The organism is Halorubrum sp. AJ67 (assembly GCF_000513435.1).
The window spans coordinates 53766-79563 of the sequence record NZ_CBVY010000001.1; the positions used below are offsets into that span (position 1 = coordinate 53766).

The following is a 25798-nucleotide window of genomic DNA, read 5'->3' on the forward strand; positions in this document are numbered from 1 at the left end:
CAATGCGCACGAGTTTCAATATATCCGATGACCTCCTCGCCGAGTTCGACGAAACGTGGCAGTCGGAGGGACTAGACTCGCGTTCGCGCGGTGTTCGCGAGGCGATGCAAGAGTACATCGAAGACCACGCGAGACTGGAGGATATCGAAGGCGATGTCGTCGTCATCATCTCCTTCGATTATGAACACGAAGCAGTCATCGAAGACATTCATGACGTACAACACCGATTTCAGGACGTTATCACGACAACGAATCATATCCACGAAGGAGAATGGTGTCTCGAGACGCTCTTTTGTAGCGGGGCTGCATCACGCGTCAGAGACCTCACGTATCGCTTGCGTAACTTCGATGCGGTAAGTCAAGTCAAACTGATGCTTCTCGCGGAGCAGTAGCGCGTTTACGACTCGATAGCTTGGTTAAGAGGTACATTATTGAGCGAGGTAATCGAGTACTTGACTGTCTGGACATCTGGCACTGCTCGGACCGCGTTGACAAATCCGGACAGTTCCTCTGTGATTCCTTCCAGGACGTACAACTCCATACAGTACTGGTCCTGTACGTGTACGTGGGTAGTCGCAGAGACGATACCGTCGTACTCGTGACGCACACCCGTGAGACGCTGCTGGACCGCGGGCTGACAGTACTCGAAGAACACTGTCACTGTACACATCTGTTTCTGTCCGTCGACACCTTGCCCTTGGAACTCTTCGAGTAGCGTGCGTGTGCCTTCGCGTACGACCTCGCTCCGCCCACTGTACCCGTGTTCGTCGGCGAACTCGTCGATGTGTTCGAGTAACACTTCTGGCATCGAAATGCTAACTACGCTCATATACTATACTAAAATTATATTCTAATATGTTATTTCCTGTTATTACTTGATTCCTCTCAACGTAATAATTAGTATTTTAACTTTCGACTTTCATAAGATAGATGTGCTGTCTAACAACGATCCGATTCCAGTGACGGTCCTCAGCGGAAGCCTCGGCGCGGGAAAGACGACGACCCTCAATCACATTCTCGAAAGCGAGCAGGAACTGAACGCTGCCGTCCTCGTCAACGACATGGGGGAGGTGAATGTCGACGCCGACCTCGTTGAGCGTGAATCGGACCTCACGCAGAACGACGACGAGATCATCGAGATGTCGAACGGGTGTATCTGCTGTCGGCTTCGCGGCGACATGCTCGATGAAGTGGGGCGGCTAGCAGACGAACGGGACTTTGAGTATCTCCTCGTCGAGTCGTCCGGGATCAGCGAGCCGATCCCGGTCGCCCAGACGTTCGCTCGCGGGTTCGAGGACGCTGACTTCGATCCCACGGGAGTGTACGAGCTCGACACGATGGTCAGCGTCGTCGACGCACATAGCTTCTGGAAAGCGTTCGACTCCGGGCAGGTACTCACCGACGACTCGATCGACCCACAAGGAAATCGCGTTCCGGAAGAAGCGCTCATGGACCAGATCGAATTCTGTGACATCCTTCTGTTGAACAAGTGCGACCTCGTCCCGGACGACGAACTCGACGAGATCGAGGCGGTGCTGAAGACACTGCAACCGCGGGCGAAGATCATCCGAACCGAACACGGTGCGGTTGCTCCCGAGGAAATCCTCAACACTGATCGGTTCGACTTCAACCGTGCCAGTCAGTCGGCCGGGTGGAAGCGCGAACTCCAGGAGGGACATCATCACGAGTCGGCCTCCGACGAACACGGCGTCGCGTCGTTCGTCTTCGACGCGGACCGACCGTTCCACCCCGAACGCCTCTCGAAACTGTTCACGGGCCTCCCAGACGGGATCATCCGCGCGAAGGGCTTCTTCTGGTCGGCGGGTCGCGAAGATGTCGCGATGGGGCTGGATAAGTCCGGGCAGTCGGTCCGAGCCGGTCCGAAGGGGACGTGGGTCGCCACGCTCCCGAAGGCACAACAGGAGCGCTACTTCGCCGCGCGTCCCGGGATCAAAGAGAACTGGGACGAACAGTGGGGCGATCGGGGGTCGGAACTCGTGTTCATCGGTCGCGAGTTCGACCAGGAGTCACTCGTTACAGACCTCGAAGACTGTGTCCTCTCAGACGCGGAAATGGACGAGAACTGGAACGAGTACCCGGATCCGTTCGGTCGTGACGAGCAGCGCGAACTCGTGTTAGCCGACGACTGATGGCTGTCGACGAGCAACCTCCCGTAACGATCCTCAGTGGCGGGCTCGGCGCCGGCAAGACGACCCTGCTGAACCACCTGCTTCGGGTCGCTGGCGAGCAGCGCGATATCACCGTCCTCGTCAACGACGTCGGAGAAATGAACGTCGACGCCGAACTCATCGAGAATGGTTCCGAGCTTTCGATGGAAGACGGCGGCGTCACCGAACTGTCAAACGGGTGTATCTGCTGTGGGCTCCAGAACGAGCTCGATCAGGAGCTATTGCGTCTCGCCTTCGACGAGGAGTTCGATCACCTCGTCATCGAAGCCTCGGGGATCAGCGATCCGGTTCCCATCGCTCAGCGGTTCGTTTCCCCCGCACGTGCCTCCACACTGTACGAACTCGACACGACTGTTACCGTAGTCGACGCCGCACAGTTTCACCGCGTGTTCGTCGACGGTCACCCAGTCAAGTCGGCGGACGACGAGGCTCGACCGCTCTCGGACCTCCTCGCCGAACAGGTTGAGTTCTGCGACGTGCTCGTCCTCAACAAGTGCGATCTCGTCTCGGATGAAGAGCAAGAGGCGGTCGAACGCGTGCTCGAAACGCTTCATCCAGGCGTCGACATCGTCCGCACGACTGAGAGCGCCGTCGAACCCGACGACGTTCTCGGAACCGGACGATTCGACAGAGAGCAAGCAAAACAGTCCGCCCGGTGGAAACAGGTACTCTCAACCGACCACGAGGGTGCCACAGAGTCGAGTGAACACGGACACGGTGACGATAACGGTCATGAAGGCGAGTCCGGACACAACGACTCTGGACACGTAGACGATCACGGTCATACCCACGACAAAGACACCGGTGACGACCATGACCACCTCCACCCGCCCGAAGAGTTCGGCGTCGACTCGTTCGTGTACGAGCGCCACCGGCCGTTACACCCGGAACGATTCAATGAGTGGCTCAGCTTATTCCCTGAGTCCGTTGTGAGAGCGAAAGGGCATCTGTGGGTCGCCGGACGCGAGCGATACGCGCTCGACTTGAGCCAAGCGGGCACGCAGACACACGTCGAAGTCAACGGTCGTTGGGCGGCCACAGTCCCCGAGTTCCAGCAGGACTCTTACCGGGAGTCGCGACCGGATCTCCACTGGGACGAGCAATGGGGGGACCGCGAAGTGAAACTCGTTTTCATCGGCGCCGGAATGGACGAGTCGGCGATTACTAGCGCCCTCGACGACTGTCTTCTCTCGGAGCCGGAGATGGAGGACAACTGGGACGACCTCAAGAATCCGTTTCCGGGGACGATGGACCGGCCGCAGCCACCGATGGAACAGCGTCTCGTGGTCGGTGACGGACAATGACCGGGAGTCACTCGGAACTCCCGTCGCCGGCAGATCGACGGACAACGGACGCCGACGGTCACGACTGCGTTGATCCGCTCGGCGTCGCCGTCGTAACCGTCTCGTCGTCTCGGGGAACCGCTACGGAAACAGATCCGTCCGATCCCGGCGGTGACGCTGTCGAGAACATCCTCGCAGAGGCGAGTCACGTCGTCACGTCACGCCTGACGATTCCCGACGATTACGTCCAGATCAAGACCACCGTGGGCGAATGCCTCGAACGTCCGGATGTCGATCTCGTCGTGACCACGGGCGGGACGGGAGTCACCGTTGACGACGTCACTCCGGACGCAGTGAGCGAACTCTTCGACCGAGAGCTCCCAGGATTCGGGGAAGCGTTCAGGCGGCTCTCGTGGGAAGAGGTCGGGACGCGCGTCGTCGCGACCCGCGCGACGGCGGGTATCGCCCGCGACGTCCCGGTGTTCGTGTTACCGGGAAGCGTGAACGCCGTCGAGCTCGCCACGGCGGAGATCATCGCTGAAGAAGCCCCGCATCTCGCCGGACTCGCGACGCGACACACAGTCGGTGAGGACGATGAGTGACGACGCGAGCAGCGTCTTGGAGACGGAGAGTTCCCAGCGATGACGCTCTACGGGATCGGGCTGGGGCCGGGTGTAACCGACCTGCTCACGGTTCGCGGTAAGCGACGGCTCAAGTCCGTTGATGTCGTCTACTCGCCGGGTCGCTTGTCGCGGCGCGTCGCGGCCGAGTACGTTCCCGACTCGAAACTGGGTGACCTCGAGTTCCCGATGACGACCGATCCCAACGAGTTACAGGCGGCGTGGCAGACGGCGGCCGCTGAAGTCGCACCGAACGCGCAAGACGCTGACGCGGCGTTCGTCACGCTCGGCGATCCCTGTATTTACTCGACGTTCGGACACCTGTGGCGGACGCTCAGTGATCAGCATCCGGACGTTGACGTTGAGGTCGTCCCAGGAGTCAGTAGTATGACGGCGTTCGCCTCCGTCCTCGGGGTCGATATCGATGCCGGCGCGGAGTTGACGCTCCGCGAGGCGACCGGCGGTACAGCGCCGATCGGACCGGACCGGTTGATCCTGTTCAAAGTGACCGACGCACCGACGACCCACAAAAAACTGGTCGAGGCAGGGTACGACGTGACGTTCGGCCGGCGACTCTTCATGGACACAGAAGAGACACTCGTTTCGAATGACCCCACCGATGTGACCGACCGGGACTACTACACGCTCGCGTACGCTGAGAAACGGAACGCAACTGACCCCGAGTGACGCGAGCCCTATCGGTCGTTCAGACCGGGCCGATGTGGGGAACTCAGGCGGTGACGCCGAGGCTCTCTAGTTCCTCGGTGGAGTATTCGGCGCGGAGTTCTTCGGTCGAGTGTTCGTCGACAATTTCCGCTTGCTCTTCATCGCTCATCTCGGTCAGCTCGCTGAAGCAGTGGCACATTACGATCGTATCTGAGGCCCATAGATACAAAATGCCTGTTAGCACGCTTCTTACGCTTATGTAATACAGGATCTGGGATAGCAACTATTAGCAATTATAGGACCCGCATTATTTAGTAAGACTACTATCCATCTAGTGAGTAATTGCTAAATCTACTATCTCAAATCATAGCATTTATTATTTAGTCTATCAGTATTAGCAATAGATGTCTCAATACACTCGGCGACGCCTCGTCGCAGCCGGAATTGGATTCACCACTATCAGCGCACTCGCTGGCTGTACGTCGAATGACGCCGACGGCGGTGACTCAACTGGAGATGGACCGGGAGCCCAGTCTTCGTTCTTCGTGTTCGGCGACTTCGCCACACACGTCGCGGGCGACGCCGCGACTGCCGAGACGCTCGTGCCGGTCGGCCAACACGGTCACGGCTGGGAGCCCGGTCCAGATATTCAGGGAACCATCCTCGAATCCGATCTGTTCGTCTACGGTACCGACGGCTTCCAGCCGTGGGTCGGCGACCTCATTACGAGCCTCCGTGACGACGGAGCAGATGTCGAAATGGTCCCCGTCGGCGAGGGGGTTGACCTCATCGAGGGAGGCCATGACCACGGAGGCGAAGACGAACACGGCCACGAAGAAGAGGAGGAACACGAAGACGACCACGACGAATCGCTCGGTGAGCATGCGATATCACACGCCTGCGGCCACATGGAAAGCGGCGAGACGGAGCCGCTCGCCGCAGCATCTGCTCAGGGAGACACTTCGACGTTTTCGCAAACACACCAGCCGTACGCCGTGGAACTCACCGAAGGGGCCAGCTATGTTAGGTTCGAGCCCGAAAGTGGAGGGACCGAAAAGTACGCTTTCTTCACTGATACCCACGAGACAGTGCGTCCGGTCGAGACATCGATCGTTCATGAAGCGCACAGCGTCGAGAGCTGTGACGCTATCGAGGAGTACTATGTCGTCGAAACAGACGCCAGCGCCGTCACGATAGAGCTGAGCGGTGATGCCGGGACCGTAGTGACGCTCCTTGCCGAAGGCGTCAGCGACGACCACAACCACGGCGAAGAAGACGAACACGGCCACGAAGAGGAACACGAAGACGAAGACGAACACGACCACGAGGGCGAGGACGAACACGACCACGGAGCGATGGACCCGCACTTCTGGCTCGACCCTCAGCGGGCCGCCCAAGCGGTCGGTACGCTTGAGGCAACGTTCGCCGAGATGGACGGGCAAAACGCTGGCGTGTACGCCGACAACGCGGCCGCCTACCGCGACCAGCTTGAGGACCTCGACGACGAGATCCAGTCGATCGTCGATGACGCGCCGAAGAACACGCTGTTCGTCGCCGGTCACGACGCGTTCCAGTACCTCGAAGATCGCTATGGCCTGCGTGTCGAGTCGCTGACGAGCCTCTCGCCGGACGACCAACCTACTCCACGAGACATCGAGCGCGCACAAGACATTATCGACGAACACGGGCTCGCACACGTCTGTGCTGACCCGCTGGAAGATCAGACCGCGGCCGAGCAGCTCGTCGAGGAAACCGACGCGACTGGGATGCTCCCGCTGACGGCGATCCCGGGGCAGACGAGTGAGTGGGCCGACAACGACTGGGGATACATCGAGATTATGGAGAACATCAACCTCGACACGCTCGAAACCGCGCTCAACGCATGAATAATACGGACCCTGACAGCACGTGTCCGAGCTGGAACGGAACGGAAGCACCCGGTCCGTCCGACCACCAGCGACCGGAACTCCTCGCGCTCGTCGTTAGGTCCACAGACGAGCCGACGTGTACGATCTATCCGCCGGACGTGGCGGCTCCATACCGGTCGACGACCTGGATCAGCGCGTCTGGTGACGACTTCGTACGTCTCGAACAGTGCCGATGACGACCGAAACAGCAGGGAGTGAATCACCCCGAGAACGCTCAACAGAGCCCGTCGTCAGCGTCGATGACGTCAGCTTTGCGTACGGGGACCTCCCCGTGATCGAATCGGTTTCGATCGACGTCGAACCGGGGGCGTTTCTCGGGCTCGTCGGACCGAACGGCAGCGGCAAGAGCACGTTGCTGAATTTGATGCTCGGTCTCCAGAAGCCGGACACGGGAGCGGTTCGGCTGTTCGGTGAGCCCGCGACCGAGTTCGACGCCGGCGAGCGGATCGGCTACGTGCCACAGAACGCGACGACCGCTGCGCAACGGATGCCGGTGACCGTTCGCGAACTCGTCACGATGGGACGATATCCACGGCGGCTCGTCGGTCGGTTCTCAGACGAAGACCGCCGCGCAGTCAACGACGCGCTCCGCGCGGTCGAGATCACGGACCTGACCGACCGGCGGGTCGGACAGCTTTCTGGGGGCCAACGCCAGCGCGTCTTCATCGCGCGTGCGCTTGCCGCCGAAGCCGACCTGCTCGCACTTGACGAGCCGACGGTCGGCGTCGACGCCGAGTCCAGGGAGGCCTTCTACGAGCTGTTAGCCGACCTCAACGACTCGGGGCTCACGATCATACTGATCGAACACGACATCGGCGTCGTCACGACGTACGCCAGCGAGATCGCCTGTCTCAACCGACGACTGTACTTCGACGGTGATCCCGAGGACTTCGTCGCTACTGACGCTCTCGCAGCCGCGTACGGTACCGATCAACACGTGCTGACTCACGATCACTGACCATGGTTTCCCCATCCCTCGCGACGACTCTGTTACAGGCGTCAGCAGACGGCTCTTCGCCGGGTCGGTTTTCGCCGGTCGAGAGCCTATGGCGACTCTTCGAATGGCTACTCGTCGACGTGTACGGAACCGGAATGAACCTGCTGGCCGAGCTGTTGGGCGTACGGATGCTCGGCTATCCGTACATGCAGCGAGCCTATCTCGCGGCGATCTGTATCGCGGTGATCGGCCCGCTCGTCGGCACGTTCCTCGTCCATCGCGAACTGTCAATGCTCGCCGACACGCTCGCTCACACCGCCTTCGCGGGCGTGGCGGTCGGGCTGTTCCTCAACGCGGCGCTATCGCTGTCGCTGTCGCCGCTGTTGACCGCCATGATCGTCGCCGTCGGAACGGCGCTGCTCGTCGAACTGCTGATCGATTACGCGGGGGCCTACAGCGATACGTCGCTGGCGATCGTCCTCACGACCGGGTTCGCGCTCGGAAGTGTCCTCATCACCGCGACAGACGGCGGAATCGCCGTCGGAATCGACGCGTATCTGTTCGGCAGTCTTTCAACCGTCTCGAAGGACAACGTCGGGCTGCTCGTCGCGATGAGCCTCCTCATCGGCACGCTCGTCACAGTCGCGTACCGTCCGCTGTTGTACGTCACCGTTGACGCAACCGCGGCACGGGCCGCCCGGATTAACGTTCGGCTCTACAAGCGCCTGATGGTCGTGCTCACGGCGTTCGTCGTCGTCAGCGCGATGCAGATCATGGGCGTGATCCTCGTCGCGGCGATGCTCGTCGTGCCGGTCGCCACGGCGGGATTCGTCGCACGGAGTTTCAAGCAATCGATACTGCTGGCGATCCTCGCGGCCGAGTTCGCCGTTCTATCTGGCGTGACGCTCGCGTATGTGTACGGAATTGCGGCTGGGGGCTCAATTGTCATCTCGGCGGCAGCGGTCTACGCGACGGTTCTCGTGGTGGCTAAAGTCGACATCCGGTGGGTGCTTCGGCTGCTCCCGACGCGTTCCGGACCGTCAGTCGAGCGTGCGGAGCAGGGGCTCGAAGCCGATGGCGGTGAGCGAGAGTGACGACCAACGACGCTCTCGAAGAACATCCGGCCGCCAACCGTCAGCCGTACGAATATGTGATCGTCGGCGGCGGGATCCACGGCACGTGTCTCGCGAACTACCTCCTCACAGAAGGAGAATACACGCACGACGAGATTCGAATACTCGATCCGCGCGAGGAGTTACTCGCGTCGTTCGGCAAAAAGGCTCGTCAGTGTGGGATTGAGACGCTTCGGTCGACGTTCGTCCATCATATCGATACCGAGTCGTTCTCGCTCGAGTCGTTCGCGGAAGGACACCACCGAGCGCACGAGCTTGTGTCGACGGAGAATCACCCCGATCGACCGACGCTTGACCTCTTTCTCGACCACGCGCGCGACATCATCGATCGCCGTGACCTCGACGACTGTCACCACCGGTCGAGAGTGACGGACATTACCCGGCCCACATCTCAGAAGGGCTATTTGCTGGAAACGGACACAGGAACGGTCGAGGCCCACCGCGTCGTTTTGGCTGTCGGACTCGGCGTGGCACCCACGCTTCCGGAGTGGACAACGTCGCTCTCGGACGACGCGCCGCTCGCACACGTCTGGGACGACAAGTTCGATCCGACAACGACGAGCGAATTCGAGGGGCGGACGTTCGTCGTCGGAGGCGGCATCACGGCCGGGCAGCTCGCCTGCTGTCTGGCAGAACAGACTGACGTGACGCTCCTGTCGCGTCACGAACTCGATATCGAGCTGACCGAGGCCGACCCGTACTGGATCAACTGGCGTCACATCGGCAAAGAAATCCACACATTACCACCGGGGTCGGAGGCTCGTCTCGATCGGATTCGGGCCGCCCGCAACGATGCTACAATCCCACCGTACGTTGAACGACGACTGACGGAAGCGTGTGACGACGGTACGCTCGAACTCCGACGAGGCGAAATCACGTCTGCGCACGGGACAGACGAGGGGTTGTCCCTCCGCTTCGACGACGGCACGAGGGTGACGGCCGCGCGGGTCGTCCTCGCCACCGGACTCGAACCCGTCCCGGAGCGGCCGGTGGTCGAACGCGTCAGCGAGTCGCTGTCGCTCGCACGTGGGGCGGAGGGGTTTCCCATCCTCGACGATCGAACGCTCGCGTGGAGACGGACCGACGGCACCGACTCCGCGGTGTACGTTTCGGGTGCGCTCGCGGAGCCCAGCGTCGGCCCCTTCGCTCGCAACATCGTCGGCGCTCGACGCGCCGCGGAACGAATCCTCGATCCCCCTGAGCAGGCGCGGGCAGAGTCGCTCCCGATGAGCTCTCGAGGCGGGTCCTGACGTGGGTACGACCGATCTCACGCTCGCCGTCTCGTTGGGCGCACTCGATCGACTCGCACGGCCCGACCACGCGCTCGAAGACGCCGCCACGTGGGCGAGCTACGTCGGGATCGTCTCCTCGGAGCCGTCGTACATTGAACGACGGCGGGTGCGGGAGGCCGACTATCATCAGGAGTTTCTGTCCGGGCCGCGTTCCGTAGCGGAGGCGCTCTCGGCCGTTCGAAACAACTTCCAGACGGAGCGGTACGTGTTCGTCGGAACCGATGAGACCAGCGGGGCGGTTGAAGCGGTCCCCGACTGGACGTATCAGTCGGTTGCGGACGCCGGGATGGCTGCGGACTGGAAACTGTCGACTCCCTCTACTGTGGACCGCGACTGGCCGTAGCGGCAACCGCTAGACCAGTTCTATTTAAACATTTATAAATTGATAATAATGGCGTGCTGAATAGAACGCGCGTATCTAGCATCTATGGCCGGAACACATGCTCCGAAATAATTGCGTTTGACTCAGTGTGGACAATAACAACTTCAAGTTCGTCAGCATGTGGGCTCTCACCTTCACGGAAGTCAGCCCCATTTTCCCCCGAATTTATTTCGAAGCGTATTGTTTCTCCTGCCTCCCACCTGTTATTGTCAGTTGGGTAATCCTCTATAATCACTTGATTCGGATCGTCATCACCAGCATCTCCATAACCCTTAGCAATCAGTCCATTATCCTGCTTCAGATTTGCGGAACTAATGGAATGACCTGTAGAGGGCAAATTAATCAACCGCTCTTTTTTATTCACACCGGAACCAGATGCACGAACGATAATTTCTATGTTTTTAACTTCCACATAATTTCCACCAATATGATTCACTTTAACAGCTTGATCGTTCGGCCCGATGACAAACTCACCGGTCGTTTGAGCCACTTGCGGTGCAGGTTCGTTAATATTCTCCACAAACCCAAGAGCAAAAACAGAGACTGTCGCCGCTAAAATAACGACAATTGCGACCATGAGAATAGTCGAAACAACAGGTGTGACAGCACGATCCTGCTGATTCATCACCATATTTATTCGCTACTAAGCAATACAGTTACCGGACTTGCTGCTGAATTGATCCTCTATATTCAGCACGGCTACTGATACTTATCAACAGACGATGATTTCTACAAAGCCGGCAGATGGTAACCGACAGCGTCCAAATAGTTCCTGAATCAGGGGTCGCACCCGTCAGAGAAACCGTTTGTCGGCCTGTTCCGATCGGATCGTCGACGCCGACGCGTCCATCCACCCCGTCTCCGTTTCGGACGGAACGTCGAACTCCGGAACATATGGCTTGATATCCAGCAACGGTGTTCCGTCGACGACGTCGATACCGCCTACCGTCAGTTTGCGTCCCTCAACGGACTTGACCGAGACCACGGAGAGCCCGATCGGGTTCGGACGTTGCGGGGCCCGCGTCGAGAAGACGCCGCGTCGCTCGTCGTCGAGAAACGGCTCGACGCTCAGCGGAGCGTCATCACCGGACGCGTGAAAGTGGTACAACAGGATACAGTGCGAAAACCCGTCGAGGTCTGCCAGTCCGTCCGCAAACGACGGGTCGAGCTCGACGGTTCCCGTTACCGAATCTGCGCCGACAGGCTGAATCGGCATCCCCTCGGGCGATTCAAACGGGGTCCGGATCACCCCGATCGATTCGTAGCTAAACGTGTCTGTGGGCACGACCGTGTCTCGGCCTGTGGGGGAAAAGTCAGTATCGTAATTGAGGGTGCGGCTGTACCGTACCGGGGAGTGACTGATTAGTGACTCTCGTGGACGTGCTCGCGCAGTGAGTCGGTCCCTTCGAACTCCTCGTCACACACGGCACATCGGTCGTGGTGTAAGGCGACGTGCTGGGTCACACCGGCAGCGCTCTGGAACTGTGCATCGCAGTTGGTGCATGCGTACGACATTACATTAACAATCTAGACCCATATATACAAGAATGTTATTAAGAACTGGTGTACGACAACTGCTTTAGAATATTAATTAGAGCCACGGGCTAACTAATTCCCGTGCGCACAACGAGAACCGACGAACCAGACGAAGCGTTAGCGCAGTTGGTCCGCCCGCTCTCGGAGCGGTGTCGGTAGGCTCGCGTCGTCGGCCAGCGCCGCGAGTTCTGTTGTCGCTTGGCACCGACCGAGCCCGTTCAACGCCTGCCGGCGGAACGACCCGTTAAAACCGTCTGCGACGACGATAACGCGGAGCTGCGTCGTCGCGGCGATCTCGGCGAGTTCATCGATCGCCGCTGTGCGGGTCTCGCGTGGCGCGTTCTTGTCGACGGCCGTCCGGAAGAGGGAGCGTGGCGAGGACATCGTCAGTCTGCGAGGCCGACCTCCTCGGCGCTGTCGTCGGTCGTCTCAGCCGACTCCTCGGTACCCTCGCCAGGTTCGTTATCATCCTCGACATCCCACGTCGGGAACCGGTCATCGAAGGCGGTCCAGTCGGCGTCCATCTCCTCGTCGGTCAGCAGGGCCGCGTCGAGGTCACCGCGGAGCGCGTCGTGGTCCATATCCGTCCCAATAAGCACGAGTTGTGTCCCCCTGTCACCCCACTCGTCGTCCCATATCTCTTCAAATTCCGGATTGGCCTCGAAGTAGGTCTCACGCTCTTCTTCGGGGAGCGTCGCGATCCAGTCGCCGGCCGACCCGACTCGGATCGACTGTCCCGCGACGTTCAGTCCGAGCGCCGTCTGCTCGCGACCCGCCACCCAGAAGTGGCCCTTCGAGCGGACGACGTTCGCGGGGAACGCGTCGAGCAGATCGGCGAACCGCTCGGGGTGGAACGGACGACGCGACGTGTAGACGAACGACGTGACGCCGTGTTCTTCCTCGGCGGACTCGTGTGGCTGCTGGAGTTCCCGTACCCACCCCGCGGACTGACTCGCTTCCTCGAAGTCGAACCGGCCCGTGTCAAGGATCTCATCGGGATCGACCGCGCCGTGTTCCGTTCGGATGATTTTCGCACGCGGCTGGAGGACCTCGAGCATCTCCTCGATCTCGTCGAGCGTCGCCTCGTCGACGAGGTCGCACTTGTTCAACAGGAGGACGTCACAGAACTCGATCTGCTCGATGAGCAGGCTGCCGAGGTCCTTCTCGGTGTCCCCGTCCATGAGCGACTCTTTTGAATCGAACGCCGTCCAGAACTGGTGGGCGTCGACGACGGTGACCGTCGTGTCGAGTTCGTAGTAGTCCATCACCTCGATGCCGGTCTCTTCGTAGAACTCCGTCGGGTCAAGGTCGCCCTGATCGAATCCCATGGTGAGCGTCTGTGCGACAGGTAACGGTTCAGCGACGCCCGTCGATTCGATGACGAGGTAGTCGAACTCGCGGGCCTGAGCGAGTTTCGCGAGCGCGTCGAGCAGGTCGCCGCGCAACTCACAGCAGATACACCCGTTCGACAGTTCGATCAGGTCCTCGTCGTCTTCGGAGATATCCGAGTGCTCGGCGACGCGTTCCGCGTCGACGTTTACCTCGCCCATGTCGTTGACGAGGACCGCGATATCCAGGTCCGTTCGCGTGTTCAGAAGGTTGTTCAACACGGTCGTCTTTCCCGCGCCGAGGTTGCCGCTCAATACCGTGACGGGGATCGTCTCTCGATTCATCTGTTATTAAGACTATAGTGTATATTATTTATATTTGGCTATTGAGTTTCAGTTGTTGCTAATAATGGCCTCGACAAACCTCCGAAAGTGCGAGTCGCTTGACGCGGTGATCGTCGGCGCGGGTGCTGCCGGCGTCGGAACCGGCGTCATCCTCGAAGACCTCGGTCTAGATTCCTACGCGATTCTCGACCGAGAGGCGGTCGGCGCGTCGTTCAGGCAGTGGCCCGACGAGATGCGACTGATCACGCCCTCGTTTCCGAGCAACAGCTTCGGCTGTCGAGACTTGAACGCCGTTACCACTGACACGTCGCCCGCGTTCGCGCTCGACAGCGAACATCCGAGCGGTGAAGCGTACGCCGAATACCTCGACGGAGTCGTCGAGTTCTACGACCTCCCCGTCCGGACCGGCGTCGACGTGGAGTCGGTACAGCGTCACGACGACGAGTTCGTCCTCCATACGTCGAGTGGTCCGATCCAGAGCCGGTTCGTCGTCTGGGCGACCGGCCAGTTCGGCCGGCCGAACGACGAGCCGTTCCCGGGCGCGAGCCACTGCGTTCACAACACTCGGGTCGGGTCGTGGAGCTCGTTCGCCGACGAGTGCGTCGACGACCCGGTCGTGGTCGTCGGCGGGTACGAGAGCGGGATCGACGCGGCGCTCGCGCTCGCCGACGCGGGGCGAGAGACGATCGTTCTCGACGAGGAGGGGCCGTGGCGGTTCCGCGGGCCCGACCCGAGCGAAGTGCTCTCGCCGTACACGAGCCAGCGGTTGCGCGAAGCGTTCGAACGGCACGCGCCGATCACGCTCGAAGACGGCGTCCGCGTCGAACGGGTCGAGCGCGCAGAGAGTGATAATGAGTCGTTCGAGGTCGTTAGCAAGGACGGTGAGACGTTTGCGACGCGGAACCGACCCGTGCTGGCAACGGGGTTCCAAAGCGGACTCGGCCCCGCAGACGAGCACTTCGCGTTCGACGACAGCCGACCGGAACTGACCGACCGAGACGAGTCGACGACGACTCCCGGGGTGTTTCTGGTCGGCCCACAGGTGTCACACAACGGCCAGCTGTTCTGTTTTATTTATAAGTTCAGACAGCGCTTCGCCGTGGTCGCCGACGAAATAGCCGCCAGACTCGATATCGACCGTACTCCCCTCGAAGAGTATCGTGAGAAGGACATGTTCCTCGAGGACCTGTCCTGCTGTGAGCCCGACATGTGCGACTGCTAATCATGACACGAGACACATCGAACGAAGACGGTAGCATCGAGCGATCGACCGAAGCGAGTAACGATGATCGACACGTCTGTCGGGTGACCGGCCGCGAACAGGGTCTCGTCGGGAAGTACGACATCTGGCTCTGTCGGCAGTCGTTCCGCGAGCTGGCCCCCGCTATCGGGTTCGAGAAGTATGACTGAAAGGCGGGAGCGACCGGCCGACACACCGGCTGCGGAGGATGCCGACAGAGAGACCGTCGTGGTCGTCGGGAAGGAGAGCGTCGGGAAGTCCGAACTCGTCTCCTCACTCACGGGCGACCGGCCGACCAGCGGGAACTTCCGCGGCACCACCACCCGCAGTGAGCGGTACACGACCGACGGGTACGAGTTTGTCGACACGCCCGGTATCGTCCTCGATACCGACACCGAGGGAACGCGGGACGCACTGGCGCAGGTCGACGAAGACGAGACAGTGTTGCTCGTCGTTCCGGCGACGGACATCGACGACGACCTCGACGCGCTACTGCCGCTGGTCGAATCCCATCTCGGAGCCGTGGTCGTCACCTTTTGGGACAAAGTCGAGGAGCGAACCGAAACCCGCCGCGCACTCGAGGAACTGAGCGCCGACATCGGCGTTCCGGTCGCCCCCGTCGACGCTCGCACGGTCGAGCGGCCGATGGTCGACGGCGGGACACCGGAAGCGAGCGCCGGAACGTCGACCGACGCCTACGGGAAGATCATGGACGCATTGGCCCAGCCGGGGATTTTCCCGAACGCTGCGCGCAAGCAGGTCGGTCGGCGGATCGAGCCGCCGAAAACGGTGTTCGAGTGGCCGATCATCGGTCCGCTGGTGAGCCTGTTGCTCCTGTTGGTCCCGGCCGGCGCGGCGGTCTGGTTCGCAAACACACTCGCCGTCGAACTCGATCCAATCGTGGGGGCTGCCTTCGAGCCGCTGGTTGCGGCCGCTGAACGACTTCCAGAGTCGCTAGCAGTACTGCTGACGAACGAGTACGGTTTGCTATCGATGGGACCCTTTTTGTTGGTCTGGGCCGGCCCAACGATGCTCCTCTTTGCGGTGATTCTCAGCGTGTACAAGGACACGGGCGTTGTCACCCGCATGACCGTCGCACTACATCCGACGATGCGACGGATCGGCCTCTCCGGCCGGGACCTCATCCGGGTCGTGATGGGCTTCGGATGTAACGTCCCCGCGGTGGTCAACACCCGCTCGTGTTCGGACTGTACGCGATGTACGACCATTTCGGCGATCTCGTTCGGCTCGGCCTGTTCGTACCAGTTTCCCGCGACGCTTGCGGTGTTCGCGGCGGTCGGTATGGGCTGGCTCGTCGGGCCCTACCTGCTCGTGTTGGCGGCGACGACGTTCATTTACGTCGAACTGATCGCGCCCGCTGAAGCCCGAGAGTCGACCACCGTGATCGACCGCCGAACGTTCCTCCAGTGGCCAGACCCGAAGGCGGTCGCCCGTGAGGCCTGGAGCGCGCTCAGGGAGTTCTTTATGAAGGCACTCCCTGTCTTCGTCGTCATCACCTTCGTCGCTGCCGCGCTCGACCGTCTCGGCGTGATCGACGCGCTGGGATCGGTGCTTGGACCGGCGATGAGTCTGTTCAACCTCCCGGCAGATGCCGCGCTCACAGTCGTGCTGGCGTCGATCCGGAAGGACGGGATCGCCCTGCTGACTGCCAACGGCGCATCGACGGCGGCCACGCTCTCGCCGGTACAGGTACTCGTAGTCGTCTATCTCGCGGGGGTCTTGCTGCCGTGTCTGGTGACAGCGTTTACCGTTGCCCGCGAGGTCTCACCACGATGGGCTCTGACAATGATGCTTCGGCAGGCGGTTGCTGCGATCGGCTTTGCGGCCGTGATCGCGCGGGGAGGTGTAGTCGTCTTCGGCTGATCTCTGGGAGATCTAGAGAGCAGAATCCTCGGTCAGACTCATCTCCGAAAATTTGGATAGGAAAACACGCATCAATTCTATCCCCCAAATATTGTGTATATAGGGTGCCGAAACACCAACGATGACCAATGAGATAGACATCCCGAGCGAACCACGAGCTGCGGTCGACGCGCTGGCCAACCATCTAACTGCGACCGCAGACCGGCCAGTACCGCCAGCGACGAACCGCTGGCTCGGTGAAGCCGAAGCTGTCGCCCGCGATGCTACCAGCGACGACCTTGACACCCCAACCAGACGGAAACGCGTTCGACAAGTCGCTACACTGCTTGAGTCGGCTGACAAAACGGACGACGCGGTCGCCGATCGCCACATCGAAGCGGCGATTGAGTGCTGTCAAGTCGCTCTTGCTGACGAGTGAGTCGGACACTAGTCGTACGGAGCCACTCTCTCGTCACTAACTAAATTCTAATTTGCGGGGAAACCAAATTAAACCTCACTAAGTTATTCTCTTTCGTTAAAGAAACCAATATAAGTTACAAAAGAGTGTTCCAGCGCATCACACTTATGTTCGTAGTCTCTGAAGAATAGTTTGATGAGTTCAAAACAAGACGATCTCAAGGAGACGAACACCGAGGCCCGCTTCGAGTTCAAGAAGGAGGAGAAGTCCGCCTTCCAGACCGAGAAGGGTCTCACCGAGGAGACAGTCCGTGTCATCTCCGAGGACAAGGGTGAGCCGGAGTGGATGTTAGAGCGCCGCCTGCGCGCGCTCGAGCAGTTCCAGCAGATGCCGATGCCGACCGACTGGCCCGGCCAGCCGGACCTCAGTGAGGTCGACGTCGACGAGATTATCCCGTACATCCGGCCGGACGTCGACGTCCGTGCCGGCGTCGACGACTGGACCGAACTCCCGGACGAGATTCAGGACACCTTCGACAAGCTGGGCATTCCAGAGGCCGAAAAGAACGCACTCTCCGGCGTCGGTGCCCAGTACGAGTCCGAAGTCGTGTACCAGAACATACAGGAGCGGTGGGAGGAGAAGGGCGTCATCTTCTGTAACATGGACGAGGCCGTCCAAGAACACGAAGAACTCGTCCGCGAGCACTTCATGACGAAGTGCGTCCCACCGAGCGACAACAAGTTTGCCGCGCTTCACGGCGCGATCTGGTCCGGCGGCTCGTTCGTCTACATTCCCGAGAACACCACCGTCGACATGCCGGTCCAGGCGTACTTCCGGATGAACAGCGAGGGGATGGGCCAGTTCGAGCACACGCTCATCATCGCCGAAGAGGGCTCGGAGGTCCACTACATCGAGGGCTGTTCCGCCCCGAAGTACTCGAAGTTCAACCTCCACTGTGGCGGTGTCGAAGTGTTTGTTGACGAGGATGCCCATGTTCAGTACTCGACCGTTCAGAACTGGTCGAAGAACACGTACAACCTGAACACGAAACGCGCCATCGCCGAGAAGGGCGGGCGCATGGAGTGGATCTCCGGCTCGATGGGGTCGAAGGCGACGATGTTGTACCCGTCGACGATCCTGAAGGGCCGCGGCGCGTCCGACAACCACATCACCATCGCGATGGCCGGCGAGGGCCAGGACATCGACACCGGTGCGAAGGTGTACCACAACGCGCCGAACACGAAGTCTACCGTGGAGTCGAAGTCGATCGCGAAGGACGGCGGCCGCACGAACTACCGCGGTCTCGTCCACATCGCCGACGGCGCGGAGAACTCCTCGACGGCCGTCGAGTGCGACGCGCTGATGTTCGACAACGAGTCGACCTCCGACACGATGCCGTACATGGAGATCAACGAGTCGAAGGTCGACGTCGCCCACGAGGCGACCGTCGGCAAGATCGGCGACGAGGACATCTTCTACCTCCAGTCGCGCGGTCTCGACGACGACGACGCGAAACAGATGATCGTCTCGGGGCTTCATCGAGCCGATCACGGAGGAGCTGCCGATCGAGTACGCCGTCGAGCTGAACCGGCTCGTCGAGCTCGAGATGGAGGGCTCCCTCGGGTGATTTGATGCCGGAGTGTGCACACTGCGGGGGACACGTCTCGCAGCGATTCGTGACCGTGTTCGGCTTGGACGGCGGTGACGTCGTTGCCTGTCCGGCGTGTTCCAGTCAAGCGAACATCGCTGAGACGGTGTTAGACCGTCGCTGACAGCGAACCATGGAACACTGCTTCGCGTGCGACACTGACTACGGGTATCTTGGAACGACGCCACACGAGGGGTCCTGTCCAGCCTGCGGCTCGTCGACCGTTACGCCGGCAGGCGAACTCAGTGTCGTCGACACGACAGCGTGGGAAAGCGCCAATAGTCTCTCGACGATCCACGTGACGGCGGTCGACGCCCGAGCCCGTCGCTTCGAGTTTGTCGTTGCGGCGCGTCGCGGGCGCGGAGAACTCGTCTGTCTCGCGATCGACGGAACAGAAGTACCCACTGACACAGTGTGGTCGGTTCCGGCTGCCGTCGCCACGAGAGTTACCGCACACGGGATCAGAATTGGCGACTCGACATCGGCTCAGAGCGCATGACGAACAGTACAGGCCAGACACCAGGTCAGTCGCGTTTGTTCTGTTCCGGTCACGAGTGGTGATGTCACAGAAGTAACGAGCGAACTACCGAAGAGCGACTTGACACCGTTTCTCGCAAAGACGAGAGAGACGGACACTCAGCAAGCGAAGGCAGCAACAGGCGGCCTGTGACCGATTCGGTTTCGGAGGCAAGAGGACAGACGGTCCCAAGATCGAACCACCTGTCCGGAGTGTTGCGGGCGACTTCGTCAAGCTGATGATGACGTGGACGCAGTCTGTGACGACTGTGGACTTGTTGTGCCAGATGCGACACTCGATACGAGTATCACGCTGTACACGTCGAGCGGAACCGACGGTCAGGAATCTCACGTCGGGGCACCGAGCACAAACCTCTTACACGATAAGGGGTTGTCAACGATAATCGGGTGGCAAAACACCGACCTGAATGGAAACACGCTACCCGGGAAACGGCGACAACAGATGCGTCGCCTTCGGCGGTGGGACGAGCGGTTCCGACGACGCTCATCGTCCGATAAAAATCTCATATACGCGTTCGGTGAGACCAATCGCATGGCTTCCGCGCTCGGCGTCCCCCAGAGCACCCGCGAGACGGCGGGCATTATCTATCGACGCGCACTCGGCGATGGTCTCCTTCCGAGTCGGGCTGTTGAAAGCGTCGGCACTGCGGCGCTGAACGCGGCGAGTCGTATGGACGATGCCCCACGCTCTATCGACGAGGTCTCAACGGTGAGCCGTGTCGAACAGATTCGCGTTGAGCGGGCATATCGACACGTCTCACGTGAGCTCGGGCTGGAGATTGTTCCGATAGATCCACGTTCGTTTATGCTGAATTCGGTACATATAGAAAGTTGATTCCCAAGTTCCTATACGAGGGCGTGATATTTTATCAGTTCATGTGAAATTGTACATATGAGTACAAACTATACAACGCAGTCAGACAGTCTTATTCAATGGCCGTCGAATCCAGTCGGATATGTGGCGATTCTTTTGGCCTTCATTACTGGACTCATTCACCTCGTAGCGACGACACGGGCTATTGAGATGAGCGTCGTGCTGGCGGTCCTCTTCGTGCTTAACGGACTGGGCTTCCTCGGCGGGGCAGCACTGCACTTCACCCGGTTCTGGCGGCGATCGTTGTTCCTCGTGGCTGCGGTATACTCACTAGTAACGATTCTCGCGCTGTTCCCGTTTCGGGGCTGGGGGATTGAAGCGTTCTACATGCACGGGGGAATTAACCCAATTGTTACTATCACAAAAGTCGCTGAGGCCTTCCTTGTGATCGTGTCGGCCTATCTGTATAGATGCAGTGATGAATAATTACGGCTATTCAACTAAATACAATTCTCTATCTTCAGGCGCAGAGGATATCACTCAGTTACGCCAATAGCCTCAATTTGTACTGCTGCGTCACTTGGTAATTCCTCAGCCCCGACAACTGTTCGTGATGGCCGTTGGCCGTCAAAAAACTCATCGTAAGCCTGCGTAACTGCCTCTGATTGGTCAATCTCCGTCAAATATACAGTCGTACGCATTAGATTTCGAACGTGAACGCCGGCTTCTGCAGCTACATTCGACACATGTTCGAGCGCAGCGAGTGTCTGCTGTCGGATACCTTTTTTTCTTGCTACCTCATCAGGGAGTTGGCCATCGAAGAAGACCAATTGTGAGTCGTGATTACGCACACTGTACGGGGTTGTTGTCAAGTTATCTCGTTGGTGTCGGGTTACATTGGATGTCATTTTAATCACTTAGTTTTGAGTTTCCTGGTGGTTTGTCGTTGGCTGCTCTGAACTCGAGAAAGTCGTCGTACTGATCGACGACCAGCGTGGAATCGGCCCGTGGCTTCGCGGTACAACTGAGTACGTAACCGGCTTCACGGTCTTCATCATAGTACCGACGCGCGTTCGGATGGGTGACCTCGCCGTCAATCAAACGGGCAGCACATGTGGTACACCAGCCCTGCTGGCAGTCAGCTTGGAGCCAAATCCCCGCTGAACGCGCGGCCGCGAGAATTGTCTCATCCTCATCAACGTCAATTGTATGCGTTTCACCGGCACCATCTAACGACGACTCTTCCGGAATAACAATCGTCACGGACCACGTTTCGTTCGGTGATTGGCTCATAAAATGCGGGTGCGGTAGTGGGAGACCGACTATTAGACGGTCAGGCTGAGTCGTTAAACTGAGTATTCTTTGTGTACGGTGCGTCGCCCGGCTCGCCGCGAGCAAAGTGGCCGGCCGGATTAATCTCGTCGTCCCGTTCCTTGCTCAGCAGCTCAATGAACCAGGCTTCATGATCTATCTCCTCATTAAGAATCCGCTGAGCCATGTCGTAGGTCCGCGGGTCGGCGCCACGGGTCATGTCACAGATCTCGCTCCATGTTCGGATCGCACACCGCTCAGCTTCTAGCAGCACTTCGAGGATATCTGCTACTTCGAGATCGGATGTGTCAAAATTCCCTCCGTCATCCATCGGGGTCGGAACCCCGGCATCAGGACAGGAAGCCCGATCCGCAAAATCACGGATGTCGTTCGGCAGTGAACCCTCGAGTTCGTAGACTCGAGGCACAACGAGTTCGAAGTGTGCTCGGTCTTCGAGACGCGCGTCTTCGGTGATCTCCTTGTAATCCTCCTCACCAGCGAGGTGCATCCGGAGGTTCGTGTAGTAGTAGTAGGTTGTGAACTCCGCGCCAATAGCGTCAATCAGTTTCTCGCGTAGCTCTTCAGGATCGACACCTCGCTCTCGAATGACTTCAGCTCCAACTCGCTTACTCGTATCACCCGGTTCAACAGCGCCACTTCCGTGCTCTTTCTCTTCGGACATTGCAACTCTGTATATCGCCGTCATAAGGATCAAAGTTGGTTTAGCAATAGCCAACTATTTTGATTTTTGATCTCAAAGGCTCTTGTTTCAAGTGTTTTTTCTTCGAGTATCTCTTAGCTATAGATAAGATGACCGGTAACTCTACCACAGTAGAAGAGATGCGCGAGTTTGAGTTCGTCCTCCAGTTCGAGTCTGGAGCTGACGAACTGATGGACATCTTTCGACAACATGAGAAACTCTCTCTGTGGTCATCGGCTATTTTTATAAACGACAATAATATGTGGCGACTCGATCACGCAAAGGGGACGAAAGAAGCTTTGAGTGCGTTTGACAAGGTGTTTTTAGATGAGACACGTTGTAACGAGTGCTTTGACGTGAGTGGTTGTGCTACAGAGCGTGCGTACAAGGTTCTCGATCAACAGGAGACAAGCCGGACAATCTACACGCTTCGTCAGGAAATCGAGGAATGCTATTCGTTACCACATTTTGTATTTGATCATGTTCAGAAGGGGACCGTATTCGAATCTCGTCGAATCGGGAACGAGTACCGCTGGCGCGTACTCTTCCCCGGGGGCTGCCCTATTGGCGATGTGTACGATACGATGGAATCGCATCTTCGCGACGGGGTATCACTCTCGGTATCTCATCTCACCAGTGCCGGAAATTGGGACGCAACCGAGAGAGTTGCGACTAACTTTTCGACGGAACACTGGCAGGTGCTGAAAACCGCAGTTGATCACGGATATTATAATCGGCCACGGGAAGTCTCCGTTGCTGATTTAGCGTCAATACTCGATGAGCCACGCTCAACTGTCCAGTACCGTCTTCGGACAGCGGAGGATCGGATCCTATCACAATTTGTTAAACAAACGCTCTGAGATTACTCTAGTTTTGGGTTAGCTTGGACGCCATACGTGCTTCCAGTGCGAAACGCGTTGTACCCCATAGTCATTGCGCGCGAGTATCGCCGCACCCGTAAGCAGTTCCACGGCCCGACGGAGTGCGTTTCGAAGTTCCTGAACGCCTCGGGGATGCTCTTAAGTAACTGATCCTCACCCACGTATTCGATCCGCTCGTACCCCAGTTCGTACGCATCTATGTCGGTTATTCGGCCACCCAGCGCTTAGGCGAGGAACTGGTGGCCCCAACAGATTCCGAGTATCGGTACATCCGACCGGTGAACACGACGGATCTACTCTGTCGCCTCGTAGATCTAGTCCTGGCCGTCATACACTGAAGTCTGGGAGCCGCTGATGACGATGCCGTCGAAGCGCCAGCCCGCTGTGGACACCGGTGGCAGAAACCCGCCGTCACTGACCTTGTAGACAGTGAAATTCGCCGAGTTCATGACGGAGACCAAACAGCCCCGCTTGACCGATCCGACTCCGATACAACCGACCTACGGCTGCTCGAAGTCGACGTCAATGCCTCGTTTTACGAGGAGTGTCACGCGCCCGGTGCCGTCGGCGTCGACTGGCGGACCGACCTCCGGTCGGCGGAGGCGCACGACATCCTCTCGCCGGCGGAGATGACCGCCTTCCTCGAATCGAATGGGATCGCCGAGGAGACAACCGTCGTGATCTGCGGCGACAGCAAAAGCTGGTTCGCGGCCTACCCGTACTGGCAGCTCGTCTATTACGGCCATCCAGATGTCCAGATCATGGACGGCGGCCGCAAGTATTGCTGGAACACAGCTACCCGACCGCGACCGAGTCTGTCGACCCACCAGACGTTATGTACGGCGACGCGCCCGATGGGCCAACTGGGCCGGAGGTTCGGGCAGGCGAACGGACGCGCGAGCGGCGCTTGGAACGGAGACGAAGCTGGTCGACGTGTGGCTACCCGAAGAATTCCGCGGTGAGATCATGAAGCTGCCCGGCAGCGACGAGGGGGCGATGCGGGGCGGTCACGTCCCCGGGGCGACGAACATGTTCTGGGCCGAGAACGTCCGTTCTAATGGCCTGTTCAAGTCGCGCGAGGAACTCGTGGACGTGTACGGGTCGCGGGGGATCGCCCCCGACGACGACGTGATCGTCTACTGTCGGATCGGCGAGCGGTCGTCAATCACGTGGTTCGTCCTTGAGGAGCTGCTCGGATACGAGTACATGTGGCACTACGATGACTCCTGAACGAGTGGGAAACATGATCGGCGTCCCGATCGGGGTCGGCGACCCCGACGGCAGCGGCTAGCCGCTGCCTCCGAGCGACGGTGACACCGGACTTGTCATATGACAAATGGACACACTAGCCGCCGTGCGCCCAAACGGTTATGATGAGCGGGTCTCATGTCGAGCCAAGAGCGAAACGCACAGTAGACCGGTACGGAGGCCGGCAAATCGAACCCGTCTTGAGAGTTCGCGATGAGTGACACTGGATCGAAGCGCGCCGAATCGCAGTCCGTCCGGCAGATCCTCGACGCGCTAAGCGAGGAGACAACCCGGACGATTCTGTCCGTGCTCGACGAGCCGACCTCGGTCGCTGAACTCGTCGAGGAGTGTGACATCGCGATGTCGACGGCGTACCGGCGCTTGGACACGCTCAACGAGCTGGACCTAGTGACGGAACACGTCGCGATCGACACGGACAAGGGCAGATACCGACTATTTGAGCGCAACGTGAACGGCTTCACGATCAGCGTCGACGAGGCCGGTCGTATCAGAACCCGCGTCGAGCGGCCGACCGACAGTCCCGATGAAGAGATGACGTGGCGGCCGAGTAGGAGGTAACGGCGTCTCAGGCTGAGGGGTTCCCGCTCTACTTTCGGCAGGCCGTCATCCCGCGCCTATTATCCCGTGAGCATGTACGGCAGACGATAATCGAGAACCGACAATCGGGGAGTACATGACCCGCGAAGTGGAGACGGTTAGCCCGGATAAGACGGTAGCGACCGTCGCGCGCCGCATGGCTGACAGCGACGGACACGCAGGGTTCCCTATCACGCAGAGTCGAACCGTGAAAGGGTTCGTCTCGGCCGGTAACTTGCTGCTTGCGGACGACGATACCCCCGCGTTCACGGTGATGACGAAGGACCAGATCGTCGCGCACCCGACAGGAAGGTAGACGACGCTGCCCGGGTGATCCTCAGGTCCGGGCTACAGCGGCTCGCGATCGTCGACGACGCCGACAACCCCGCTGGGATCATCTCGAACAGCGATGTGGTCCGCTTGTAGATCGAGCGCGCGACACCCAGAAAGATCAGAAATCTGGTACGTACCCACTCGTAGATCCACGGCGTCGGCCTCGACAAGGAGCGCTGGGAGGTGGCGATCTCCGTGTTAACCCCGACACAGGCCCGCGTATACGCCGATTGTCTCCATGGGCGCCAGACGAGTCGACCACGGGCTCGTTGAGTCGCTCGTTGTCATCGACAACGGCGGCGCGCTCTCCCCCGCCGACGGCCACTACCAGGCGATGGCCGCGCGAAGCCAGCATTGAGACGATGGACGCGTGCGTGATCGTTCCACGGACCCCGGTCGAACTCGGGATGGCGAAGACCGCGCAGAAGGAAGGGCTCCGCGTCGTCGAGAGCGTCGAGATTGTCGACTCGATAACCGTGGACCTTATCGCCGCCGTTGTGACGTAGTCTTTGGTGCGGGCACTGCGTGACAGCGGGGTCTTCTTCCAGCAGACGCCGATCATCGGTGAG

Annotated in this window: 29 protein-coding genes and 3 pseudogenes; 21 read left to right on the forward strand and 11 right to left on the reverse strand. The window is 59.5% G+C overall.

Annotated elements, in window-relative coordinates:
* Positions 1 to 2: 2 nt before the first annotated feature.
* On the forward strand, positions 3 to 392 hold the full coding sequence (locus tag BN903_RS00235; RefSeq protein ID WP_048075809.1) for a CopG family ribbon-helix-helix protein: 390 nt from the start codon (positions 3 to 5) through the stop codon (positions 390 to 392).
* Between the two features lie 5 nt (positions 393 to 397).
* On the opposite strand, the gene BN903_RS00240 is transcribed toward BN903_RS00235, so the two are convergent.
* Positions 398 to 829: a CopG family ribbon-helix-helix protein gene (locus BN903_RS00240; protein WP_048075810.1), complete on the reverse strand. Its 432-nt coding sequence runs from the start codon at positions 827 to 829 to the stop codon at positions 398 to 400.
* 103 nt (positions 830 to 932) lie between these two features.
* Between BN903_RS00240 and BN903_RS00245 the strand changes: the two genes are divergently transcribed.
* From BN903_RS00245 to BN903_RS00260, 4 genes are read left to right on the forward strand one after another with little or no spacing between them, the layout of a single operon-like run.
* Positions 933 to 2150 (forward strand): GTP-binding protein, encoded by a 1218-nt coding sequence (locus tag BN903_RS00245; protein ID WP_048075811.1) that lies wholly within the window; start codon positions 933 to 935, stop codon positions 2148 to 2150.
* Positions 2150 to 3493 carry a GTP-binding protein gene (locus tag BN903_RS00250; RefSeq protein WP_048075812.1) on the forward strand — a complete coding sequence of 448 codons (1344 nt, stop codon included), beginning with the start codon at positions 2150 to 2152 and terminating at the stop codon, positions 3491 to 3493. The genes BN903_RS00245 and BN903_RS00250 overlap by 1 nt, the downstream gene beginning before the upstream one ends.
* The gene (locus BN903_RS00255) at positions 3490 to 4074 is read left to right on the forward strand and encodes a molybdenum cofactor biosynthesis protein B (RefSeq protein WP_048075813.1); all 585 of its coding nucleotides are present in this window, start codon (positions 3490 to 3492) and stop codon (positions 4072 to 4074) included. The genes BN903_RS00250 and BN903_RS00255 overlap by 4 nt, the downstream gene beginning before the upstream one ends.
* A gap of 39 nt (positions 4075 to 4113) precedes the next feature.
* Positions 4114 to 4779: a cobalt-factor II C(20)-methyltransferase gene (locus tag BN903_RS00260; protein ID WP_048075814.1), complete on the forward strand. Its 666-nt coding sequence runs from the start codon at positions 4114 to 4116 to the stop codon at positions 4777 to 4779.
* Positions 4780 to 4822: 43 nt separating this feature from the next.
* On the opposite strand, the gene BN903_RS18270 is transcribed toward BN903_RS00260, so the two are convergent.
* Positions 4823 to 4957: a hypothetical protein gene (locus BN903_RS18270; RefSeq protein ID WP_006630642.1), complete on the reverse strand. Its 135-nt coding sequence runs from the start codon at positions 4955 to 4957 to the stop codon at positions 4823 to 4825.
* Positions 4958 to 5162: 205 nt separating this feature from the next.
* Between BN903_RS18270 and BN903_RS00265 the strand changes: the two genes are divergently transcribed.
* The 5 genes from BN903_RS00265 to BN903_RS00290 all read left to right on the forward strand — a co-directional run bounded on the left by BN903_RS00265 (position 5163) and on the right by BN903_RS00290 (position 10391).
* Positions 5163 to 6644, forward strand: a complete 1482-nt coding sequence (locus BN903_RS00265; protein ID WP_048075815.1) for a metal ABC transporter substrate-binding protein — start codon at positions 5163 to 5165, stop codon at positions 6642 to 6644.
* A gap of 214 nt (positions 6645 to 6858) precedes the next feature.
* Positions 6859 to 7644 (forward strand): metal ABC transporter ATP-binding protein, encoded by a 786-nt coding sequence (locus tag BN903_RS00275; protein WP_048075817.1) that lies wholly within the window; start codon positions 6859 to 6861, stop codon positions 7642 to 7644.
* Positions 7645 to 7646: 2 nt separating this feature from the next.
* A complete protein-coding gene (locus BN903_RS00280) occupies positions 7647 to 8717 on the forward strand; it encodes a metal ABC transporter permease (RefSeq protein WP_048075818.1) in 1071 nt (356 codons plus the stop codon).
* Positions 8714 to 10006: an FAD/NAD(P)-binding protein gene (locus tag BN903_RS00285; RefSeq protein WP_048075819.1), complete on the forward strand. Its 1293-nt coding sequence runs from the start codon at positions 8714 to 8716 to the stop codon at positions 10004 to 10006. Before BN903_RS00280 ends, BN903_RS00285 begins: the two co-directional genes overlap by 4 nt.
* 1 nt (position 10007) lies before the next feature.
* Positions 10008 to 10391, forward strand: a complete 384-nt coding sequence (locus BN903_RS00290) for a hypothetical protein (protein ID WP_048075820.1) — start codon at positions 10008 to 10010, stop codon at positions 10389 to 10391.
* Between the two features lie 82 nt (positions 10392 to 10473).
* On the opposite strand, the gene BN903_RS15325 is transcribed toward BN903_RS00290, so the two are convergent.
* The 5 genes from BN903_RS15325 to BN903_RS00310 form a co-directional block, all read right to left on the reverse strand.
* Positions 10474 to 11055, reverse strand: a complete 582-nt coding sequence (locus tag BN903_RS15325; protein ID WP_079890544.1) for a type IV pilin — start codon at positions 11053 to 11055, stop codon at positions 10474 to 10476.
* A 168-nt stretch (positions 11056 to 11223) separates the two neighbouring features.
* Positions 11224 to 11715: a tRNA (N6-threonylcarbamoyladenosine(37)-N6)-methyltransferase TrmO gene (gene tsaA, locus BN903_RS00300; RefSeq protein ID WP_048075822.1), complete on the reverse strand. Its 492-nt coding sequence runs from the start codon at positions 11713 to 11715 to the stop codon at positions 11224 to 11226.
* 77 nt (positions 11716 to 11792) lie between these two features.
* Entirely contained in the window at positions 11793 to 11945 is a 153-nt protein-coding gene (locus tag BN903_RS17040) for a hypothetical protein (RefSeq protein WP_166377211.1), read from the reverse strand.
* 138 nt (positions 11946 to 12083) lie between these two features.
* Positions 12084 to 12350, reverse strand: a complete 267-nt coding sequence (locus BN903_RS00305; RefSeq protein WP_048075823.1) for a hypothetical protein — start codon at positions 12348 to 12350, stop codon at positions 12084 to 12086.
* Positions 12351 to 12352: 2 nt separating this feature from the next.
* Positions 12353 to 13639, reverse strand: a complete 1287-nt coding sequence (locus BN903_RS00310) for a GTP-binding protein (protein ID WP_048075824.1) — start codon at positions 13637 to 13639, stop codon at positions 12353 to 12355.
* 64 nt (positions 13640 to 13703) lie between these two features.
* Between BN903_RS00310 and BN903_RS00315 the strand changes: the two genes are divergently transcribed.
* The 7 genes and pseudogenes from BN903_RS00315 (at position 13704) to BN903_RS00345 (ending at position 20645) form a co-directional block, all read left to right on the forward strand.
* Entirely contained in the window at positions 13704 to 14861 is a 1158-nt protein-coding gene (locus tag BN903_RS00315) for an NAD(P)/FAD-dependent oxidoreductase (RefSeq protein WP_048075825.1), read from the forward strand.
* Between the two features lie 2 nt (positions 14862 to 14863).
* The gene (locus tag BN903_RS00320) at positions 14864 to 15049 is read left to right on the forward strand and encodes a 30S ribosomal protein S14 (protein WP_048075826.1); all 186 of its coding nucleotides are present in this window, start codon (positions 14864 to 14866) and stop codon (positions 15047 to 15049) included.
* Positions 15042 to 16763: a nucleoside recognition domain-containing protein gene (locus BN903_RS00325; RefSeq protein WP_048075827.1), complete on the forward strand. Its 1722-nt coding sequence runs from the start codon at positions 15042 to 15044 to the stop codon at positions 16761 to 16763. Before BN903_RS00320 ends, BN903_RS00325 begins: the two co-directional genes overlap by 8 nt.
* Positions 16764 to 16884: 121 nt before the next feature.
* The gene (locus tag BN903_RS15330) at positions 16885 to 17181 is read left to right on the forward strand and encodes a hypothetical protein (RefSeq protein ID WP_079890507.1); all 297 of its coding nucleotides are present in this window, start codon (positions 16885 to 16887) and stop codon (positions 17179 to 17181) included.
* Positions 17182 to 17355: 174 nt separating this feature from the next.
* Positions 17356 to 18787: pseudogene (sufB, locus tag BN903_RS00335) on the forward strand (Fe-S cluster assembly protein SufB).
* A 1090-nt stretch (positions 18788 to 19877) separates the two neighbouring features.
* Positions 19878 to 20180: a hypothetical protein gene (locus BN903_RS17775; RefSeq protein ID WP_228840973.1), complete on the forward strand. Its 303-nt coding sequence runs from the start codon at positions 19878 to 19880 to the stop codon at positions 20178 to 20180.
* Between the two features lie 57 nt (positions 20181 to 20237).
* Positions 20238 to 20645 (forward strand): hypothetical protein, encoded by a 408-nt coding sequence (locus tag BN903_RS00345; RefSeq protein WP_048075830.1) that lies wholly within the window; start codon positions 20238 to 20240, stop codon positions 20643 to 20645.
* A 50-nt stretch (positions 20646 to 20695) separates the two neighbouring features.
* On the opposite strand, the gene BN903_RS15345 is transcribed toward BN903_RS00345, so the two are convergent.
* The 3 genes from BN903_RS15345 to dps are packed head-to-tail and all read right to left on the reverse strand — an operon-like array spanning position 20696 to position 22152.
* Positions 20696 to 21067 (reverse strand): RidA family protein, encoded by a 372-nt coding sequence (locus BN903_RS15345; RefSeq protein WP_079890511.1) that lies wholly within the window; start codon positions 21065 to 21067, stop codon positions 20696 to 20698.
* A gap of 1 nt (position 21068) precedes the next feature.
* Entirely contained in the window at positions 21069 to 21452 is a 384-nt protein-coding gene (locus tag BN903_RS15350) for a 2Fe-2S iron-sulfur cluster binding domain-containing protein (protein ID WP_079890512.1), read from the reverse strand.
* Between the two features lie 40 nt (positions 21453 to 21492).
* Positions 21493 to 22152 carry a DNA protection during starvation protein gene (dps, locus tag BN903_RS00350; protein ID WP_048075831.1) on the reverse strand — a complete coding sequence of 220 codons (660 nt, stop codon included), beginning with the start codon at positions 22150 to 22152 and terminating at the stop codon, positions 21493 to 21495.
* A 128-nt stretch (positions 22153 to 22280) separates the two neighbouring features.
* Between dps and BN903_RS00355 the strand changes: the two genes are divergently transcribed.
* On the forward strand, positions 22281 to 23030 hold the full coding sequence (locus tag BN903_RS00355) for a helix-turn-helix domain-containing protein (protein ID WP_048075832.1): 750 nt from the start codon (positions 22281 to 22283) through the stop codon (positions 23028 to 23030).
* Positions 23031 to 23275: 245 nt separating this feature from the next.
* Here the strand turns inward: BN903_RS00355 and BN903_RS18385 are convergent, their stop codons facing one another.
* The gene (locus tag BN903_RS18385) at positions 23276 to 23344 is read right to left on the reverse strand and encodes a hypothetical protein (RefSeq protein WP_303645096.1); all 69 of its coding nucleotides are present in this window, start codon (positions 23342 to 23344) and stop codon (positions 23276 to 23278) included.
* A gap of 141 nt (positions 23345 to 23485) precedes the next feature.
* Here BN903_RS18385 and BN903_RS18625 point away from each other — a divergent pair.
* The 3 genes and pseudogenes from BN903_RS18625 to BN903_RS00380 all read left to right on the forward strand — a co-directional run bounded on the left by BN903_RS18625 (position 23486) and on the right by BN903_RS00380 (position 25735).
* A pseudogene (locus BN903_RS18625) lies at positions 23486 to 24342 on the forward strand (sulfurtransferase).
* Positions 24343 to 24512: 170 nt separating this feature from the next.
* Positions 24513 to 24878 carry a helix-turn-helix domain-containing protein gene (locus BN903_RS00375; RefSeq protein ID WP_048075833.1) on the forward strand — a complete coding sequence of 122 codons (366 nt, stop codon included), beginning with the start codon at positions 24513 to 24515 and terminating at the stop codon, positions 24876 to 24878.
* A 115-nt stretch (positions 24879 to 24993) separates the two neighbouring features.
* Positions 24994 to 25735: pseudogene (locus tag BN903_RS00380) on the forward strand (CBS domain-containing protein).
* The last annotated feature ends 63 nt before the right edge of the window (positions 25736 to 25798 follow it).

What these genes read in the sequence shown, in the direction of transcription:
- BN903_RS00235 (WP_048075809.1), top strand. Translation starts at nt 3, where the DNA reads ATGCGCACGAGTTTCAATATATCCGATGACCTCCTCGCCGAGTTCGAC.
- BN903_RS00240 (WP_048075810.1), bottom strand. Translation starts at nt 829, where the DNA reads ATGAGCGTAGTTAGCATTTCGATGCCAGAAGTGTTACTCGAACACATC.
- BN903_RS00250 (WP_048075812.1), top strand. Translation starts at nt 2,150, where the DNA reads ATGGCTGTCGACGAGCAACCTCCCGTAACGATCCTCAGTGGCGGGCTC.
- BN903_RS00255 (WP_048075813.1), top strand. Translation starts at nt 3,490, where the DNA reads ATGACCGGGAGTCACTCGGAACTCCCGTCGCCGGCAGATCGACGGACA.
- BN903_RS00260 (WP_048075814.1), top strand. Translation starts at nt 4,114, where the DNA reads ATGACGCTCTACGGGATCGGGCTGGGGCCGGGTGTAACCGACCTGCTC.
- BN903_RS18270 (WP_006630642.1), bottom strand. Translation starts at nt 4,957, where the DNA reads ATGTGCCACTGCTTCAGCGAGCTGACCGAGATGAGCGATGAAGAGCAA.
- BN903_RS00265 (WP_048075815.1), top strand. Translation starts at nt 5,163, where the DNA reads ATGTCTCAATACACTCGGCGACGCCTCGTCGCAGCCGGAATTGGATTC.
- BN903_RS00275 (WP_048075817.1), top strand. Translation starts at nt 6,859, where the DNA reads ATGACGACCGAAACAGCAGGGAGTGAATCACCCCGAGAACGCTCAACA.
- BN903_RS00280 (WP_048075818.1), top strand. Translation starts at nt 7,647, where the DNA reads ATGGTTTCCCCATCCCTCGCGACGACTCTGTTACAGGCGTCAGCAGAC.
- BN903_RS15325 (WP_079890544.1), bottom strand. Translation starts at nt 11,055, where the DNA reads ATGAATCAGCAGGATCGTGCTGTCACACCTGTTGTTTCGACTATTCTC.
- BN903_RS17040 (WP_166377211.1), bottom strand. Translation starts at nt 11,945, where the DNA reads ATGTCGTACGCATGCACCAACTGCGATGCACAGTTCCAGAGCGCTGCC.
- BN903_RS00305 (WP_048075823.1), bottom strand. Translation starts at nt 12,350, where the DNA reads ATGTCCTCGCCACGCTCCCTCTTCCGGACGGCCGTCGACAAGAACGCG.
- BN903_RS00310 (WP_048075824.1), bottom strand. Translation starts at nt 13,639, where the DNA reads ATGAATCGAGAGACGATCCCCGTCACGGTATTGAGCGGCAACCTCGGC.
- BN903_RS00315 (WP_048075825.1), top strand. Translation starts at nt 13,704, where the DNA reads ATGGCCTCGACAAACCTCCGAAAGTGCGAGTCGCTTGACGCGGTGATC.
- BN903_RS00320 (WP_048075826.1), top strand. Translation starts at nt 14,864, where the DNA reads ATGACACGAGACACATCGAACGAAGACGGTAGCATCGAGCGATCGACC.
- BN903_RS00325 (WP_048075827.1), top strand. Translation starts at nt 15,042, where the DNA reads ATGACTGAAAGGCGGGAGCGACCGGCCGACACACCGGCTGCGGAGGAT.
- BN903_RS15330 (WP_079890507.1), top strand. Translation starts at nt 16,885, where the DNA reads ATGACCAATGAGATAGACATCCCGAGCGAACCACGAGCTGCGGTCGAC.
- BN903_RS17775 (WP_228840973.1), top strand. Translation starts at nt 19,878, where the DNA reads ATGGCTTCCGCGCTCGGCGTCCCCCAGAGCACCCGCGAGACGGCGGGC.
- BN903_RS00345 (WP_048075830.1), top strand. Translation starts at nt 20,238, where the DNA reads ATGAGTACAAACTATACAACGCAGTCAGACAGTCTTATTCAATGGCCG.
- BN903_RS15345 (WP_079890511.1), bottom strand. Translation starts at nt 21,067, where the DNA reads ATGACATCCAATGTAACCCGACACCAACGAGATAACTTGACAACAACC.
- BN903_RS15350 (WP_079890512.1), bottom strand. Translation starts at nt 21,452, where the DNA reads ATGAGCCAATCACCGAACGAAACGTGGTCCGTGACGATTGTTATTCCG.
- dps (WP_048075831.1), bottom strand. Translation starts at nt 22,152, where the DNA reads ATGTCCGAAGAGAAAGAGCACGGAAGTGGCGCTGTTGAACCGGGTGAT.
- BN903_RS00355 (WP_048075832.1), top strand. Translation starts at nt 22,281, where the DNA reads ATGACCGGTAACTCTACCACAGTAGAAGAGATGCGCGAGTTTGAGTTC.
- BN903_RS00375 (WP_048075833.1), top strand. Translation starts at nt 24,513, where the DNA reads ATGAGTGACACTGGATCGAAGCGCGCCGAATCGCAGTCCGTCCGGCAG.